Genomic DNA, 2,605 nt, shown 5'->3' on the forward strand with positions numbered 1-2,605 from the left:
GAGCCGACAACCAAATCAAGATCCGCGGCTTCCGCATCGAACCCGCCGAAATCGAAACCGCCCTCCTCACCCACCCCCACATCACCCAAGCCACCATCACCACCCACCACCACCAACTCGCCGCCTACATCGTCACCAGCATCCCGACAGCCCCGGACGACATCCGCCGGCACCTCACCGCACAACTCCCCGAACACCTCATCCCCACCCACCTCACCACCCTCGACAAACTCCCCCTCACCCCCAACGGCAAAATCGACAAACGCGCCCTCCCCGAACCCGTAGCCGTCGCCTCCGTCGCGGGCCGCGACCCGCAGACCCAACTCGAAGAGATCACGCTCGCCCTCTTCAACCGAGTGCTGAGCACCACCGGCTCCTTGGGCATCGACGACAGCTTCTTCCACCACGGCGGCCACTCCCTCCTCGCGGCCCGCCTCACCAACCACGTCGCCGACACCCTCGGCGTCCGGTTGACCATCCGCGACGTCTTCCAGCACCCCACACCCGCACGCCTCGCCCAGCACATCAGCACCCTCAAGGGCCGCCCCGCGCTTCCGCCCCTCACCGCCGGCGCGTCGACCGACGACAACAACACCCCCCTGTCCTTCGCCCAGCGCCGACTCTGGCTGCTGGCCGAACTCGACGGCGACAGCACCGCCTACAACGTCCCCATGGCCATCCACCTCGAAGGCCCACTCGACGCCGACACCCTGGAAACCGCGCTCAACGATGTCGTCGAACGCCACACGCCCCTGCGGACCGTGTTCACCACGGTCGACGGCGAACCGCGACAGCACGTCCTCCCCGCCGCACAGGCCCGGGTGGCGGTCGAACGCCGCGAGGTGGCCGGCGACGAGCTGCACGAAGCCATGACGGAAGGTGCCCGTCACGTCTTCGACCTGCGGGCCGAACTCCCTCTGAGGGCGACCCTGTTCGAGATCGCCGACGGCTCATGGGTGTTCTTCCTCCTGATGCACCACATCGCGACGGACGGCCGGTCCACCACCGTGTTCTTCGACGACCTGTCACGGGCCTACGAAGCGCGGGCCGCGGGTACCGAGGGCCAGGTGCTGGAGCCGCTCCGGGTCCGGTACGCCGACTACGCGGTCTGGCAGCAGCGGGCACTGGGCTCTCCCGACGACGCCGAGAGTGTCCTGTCCCAGGAACTCGCCTTCTGGCGCGAGACCCTGGAAGCAGCGCCCGAGGAACACGCGCTGAACCTCGACCGCCCCCGCCCCGCCCACGCCTCGCACCGCGGCGGACAGGTGGAAGTCGCCCTGGGGGGCGACCTGTTCGAACAGATCGGCGCACTGGCCCGGGCCGAGGGATGCACTCCCTACATGGTCGTGCACACGGCTCTCGCCGCCGCACTGACCCGACTGGGCGCCGGTACGGACCTCACCATCGGAACCCCCGTCGCCGGCCGCACCGACGAAGCCCTGCGCGACCTGGTCGGCTTCTTCGTCAACACCCTCGTCCTGCGTACTCGCACGAACGGCAACCCGACCTTCCGCGAACTCCTCGAACACGTCCGCACCACCGACCTCGACGCCTTCGCCCACCAGGACGCCCCCTTCGACCTCGTCCTCGACACCCTCAACCCCACCCGCACCCTCTCCCGACACCCCCTCTTCCAGATCTGCCTCACCCTGGAAACCGGAGGCGTGCCGGAGCTGCGGCTGGGCGATGCCCGGGTCGCCGACATCACCGACGTCACCAGTGGCGCGGCCAAGTTCGACCTGGAGTTCCTGCTCCGCTCGGACGACGGTCAGGGTCTGTGCGGCACGGTTCTCTTCGCCGAGGATCTGTTCGACCGCTCCACCGTCCAGCGGATGGTGACCGTCCTGGGTGAGGTGCTGCGACAGGTACTGACCGATCCCGACCTGCACCTGATGGAACTCGACGTGTTGTCGGCGGGCGAGCGGGAACTCCTGCTGGGGCCGTGGGCCGGGTCCGCCGCCGACATCGGTGACACCTCACTGGTCGAACGGTTCGAGGCGCAGACCGCACGCGCACCGGAGGCCGTCGCGCTGATCGACGGCGACCGGCGGATCACCTACGGACAGCTCAACGCGGACGCCAACCGCTGGGCCCACCACCTGCGTTCGCGAGGACTCGGCCGCGGCGACCTCGCCGGCATCCTCCTGGAACGCGGCGCCGCCTTCGCCACAGCGGTGATAGCGGTGGTCAAGACGGGAGCCGGCTACACGCTGCTCGACCCGGACTTCCCCGACGAGCGACTGCGTACCGCCGCCGAGGATGCGGGGATCTCCCTGCTGCTCACCGACGACGCCCTCGGCCGGCGAGCGGAGGGCCCCTGGACCCTGGTCTCCAGCTCCACGGATGCCTCGGCCGACGCGTCGGACGCGGACCTGGGCCTGCCCATCCGGGGTGAGGACGTGGCGTGCGTGATGTTCACCTCCGGCTCCACCGGACGCCCCAAGGGCATCCTCTCCTCCCACCGCAACCTCGTCTCCACCCTCACCGCACAGACCCACGGACACTTCGGACCCGACGAAGTCTTCCTCCAGTGCTCACCCGTCTCCTGGGACGCCTTCAGCCTCGAATTCTGGGGAGCCCTCCTCCACGGCGGAACCACCGTCCT

At 69.2% G+C, this 2,605-nt stretch carries 1 protein-coding gene; it reads left to right on the forward strand.

Annotation, left to right across the window (positions count from 1 at the left end):
* Positions 1 to 2,605 (forward strand): condensation domain-containing protein (locus ACWD3D_RS35915; protein WP_451464859.1); only part of this gene is annotated, 2,605 nt, incomplete at both ends.

The sequence above is a fragment of the Streptomyces sp. NPDC002690 genome (assembly GCF_053592415.1).